General features: G+C 40.5%; 3 protein-coding genes. All 3 read left to right on the top strand.

The features are described from left to right. Positions 1-957: terminase TerL endonuclease subunit (locus tag RTK36_RS11960; RefSeq protein WP_312047481.1), on the top strand; the 957-nt coding region annotated here is incomplete at its 5' end. Positions 958-971: 14 nt separating this feature from the next. Next, positions 972-2,177: a phage portal protein gene (locus RTK36_RS11955; protein ID WP_312047480.1), complete on the top strand. Its 1,206-nt coding sequence runs from the start codon at positions 972-974 to the stop codon at positions 2,175-2,177. Continuing rightward, positions 2,174-2,613, top strand: a 440-nt coding sequence (locus tag RTK36_RS11950; protein WP_312047479.1) for a head maturation protease, ClpP-related, incomplete at its 3' end; no start/stop codon positions are given. The genes RTK36_RS11955 and RTK36_RS11950, both read left to right, overlap by 4 nt.

Raw genomic sequence — 2,613 nt, 5'->3', positions numbered from 1 at the left:
ATAGCAAATGATGTATTGAGTGGAGATATACCAAATTCCAGATTATGCCCATTGATTTATAAACTGGACAAAAAAGAAGAAGCGGAGGATAAGTCTTTATGGGTCAAAAGTAACCCTTCCTTGCCCTATCTGCCAACATTGATGCTGGAAATGGAACAAAATTGGATTGATAAAGACTACGATGCAACCGTAAAAGATGATCTTTATACCAAACGCTTCAATCTTCCTACAACGGAAAGTGCGCTGGTTGTAACGGAAGAAGAAAATATAAAAGCCACTAATAAGCCTTTACCAGATCTAACCGGATGGACCTGCGTTGCCGGAATTGACTATGCGGAATTGTCGGACTGGGCGGCTGTTAATTTGCACTTTAAGCGTGGAAACGATCGATATGATATTAACCATTCGTGGCTTTGCTCTCAGTCAAAGACGCTTCACAGAGTAAGGGCGCCATGGCGAGAATGGGTTGATAAAGGGGAAATAACGGTGGTTGACGATGTCGGAATACACCCGGATCTGCTGGCTAATTGGATGTGGGAGCAGATGAAGAAATACCGCATAAAGATGGTCGCGTTAGATGGACATAGACATGCATTGGTGGCAGAAAGTTTGGAAAAAATCGGATTTGATGCATTCAAAAAGAAGAATATGAAGCTTGTCCGCCCGGGTGATATTATGAAAGTCGAACCGGTAATACAGGACTGTTTCAATCGCAAGTATTTTACATGGGGCGATACTTATGTGTTGCGTTGGGCTACAAGAAATACAAAACGTGAAAAGTCAGGCATAAAAATAAAGAGTGGAATAGATACTGGAAATTATATCTATTCGAAAATAGAAGCAAAAAGCCGAAAAAATGATCCTTTCATGGCCTTAGTGGCGTCAATGACAATAGAGAGTGAGTTGGGAAATTGTGCTCCTGTGGCAATACCGACTATTGGAGCATTTACTTTTTGAAAGGGGGTGAATAAATGGCAATTTCTATAAAAAGATGGTTGGCAAACAAATTCGGATTTAGAGAGGATTCCATGGACGTTGGGGATGTTGCGTATGTTGAAATGCGGATGGCTTTGGAAGAATATCGAATTAGGGAATTAGCCTTTAATACATGTGTTAATATGATTGCTAATGCCATTGGAAGGTGTGAATTTAAAACTTACGTGGGAAGCATTGAATATCGTGGTGCTGAATATTACACATGGAATGTTGAGCCGAATATAAATCAAAACAGTACGGCGTTTTTGCATAAATTAGTATATCGATTATACAGCGATAACGAAGTGTTAATAATTAGCACAAAGCATAGAGATGGTAGAGAAATGTTAGTTGTGGCAGATAGCTACGAGATACCTTTTGAATTTCCTCAAAAAATGCAAGAATATAGGGATGTTATTGTTGGTGAGTTTCAGTATGATAAAACATTTAAAGAGAATGAAGTCATACATCTGAAATTAAATCATGCAAATATCAAGCCTATATTGGATGGGCTACATCAATCATATGTGGCATTAGTTCAGGCGGCAATGAAAAACTATTCGTGGGAAAACGGAAAGCACTATAAGGTCCATATTGGGCAAATAGCCCAGGGCGGTGACGACTGGGAAAAGAATTTTAAAGGAATGCTAGAAGCGCAAGTGAAGCCATTTTTAGAAAAAGATAATGGGGTTCTTCCGGAGTTTGATGGTTATGAGTATGTGGATGTAGGAAGTGCAGGGGGAAAAAATAGTAGCCACCGTAACACCAGGGATATTCGTGCATTGGTAGATGATATATTTGCATTTACGGCTCGAGGATTTTCTATCCCGCCTGTTCTTCCGCTTGGCGATGTAGCTGACACAAAAGACGCAATGCAACGATGGCTAACAACTTGCATTGATCCAATTTGTGACCAGCTTCAGGAAGAAATCAACCGCAAGCGATATGGTTTTGAGCGGTGGAGGTATGGAGATTTTGTTCAAATTGATACGTCCAGCATCTTGCATTTTGATATTTTCGGAAATGCAGCAAATATTGAAAAGTTGGTCGGCTCTGGTGCGTTTAGCATCAATGATGTTTTAAAAGCAACAGGACAATCAGAAATTCCAGAGGATTGGGCTAGACAACATTTCCTTACCAAGAATATAGGAAAAATTGAAGATGTAGCAAATGCACTTAATGTGAAAGGGGGTGAGAAATGATGAAGCAAAGAAAAAACATGTGGGAAATCAAGCAATCTGCTAGCGGCGCATTGGAGCTGTATATTTACGGGGATGTTGTAGGTGATAGTTACGATTGGTGGACAGATGAAATTATTCGCAGTGAAACCAGTGCCAACACATTCCGTGAAACCTTGGCGCAGTACCCGAATGTAGGCGAAATCAAAATTTATATTAACAGTTATGGTGGTTCGGTGTTTGAAGGTACTGCGATTTACAATCAGTTGAAGCGGCACACGGCAAAGAAAACCGTCTACATTGATGGTTTTGCTTGTTCGGTAGCTTCCGTGATTGCCATGGCTGGGGATGAAATTATCATGCCTAGAAATGCGTTGATGATGATTCATAATGCATGGATGCATACATACGGAAATGCGTCAGAATTGCGCAAGGCGGCTGACGATCTGGACACGATTAA

It is taken from the genome of Anaerotignum sp., assembly GCF_031981185.1.
Lineage (GTDB): Bacteria > Bacillota > Clostridia > Lachnospirales > Anaerotignaceae > Chakrabartyella.
This window is presented reverse-complemented; position numbering and strand designations above follow the sequence as displayed.

What these genes read in the sequence shown, in the direction of transcription:
- RTK36_RS11955 (WP_312047480.1), top strand. Translation starts at nt 972, where the DNA reads ATGGCAATTTCTATAAAAAGATGGTTGGCAAACAAATTCGGATTTAGA.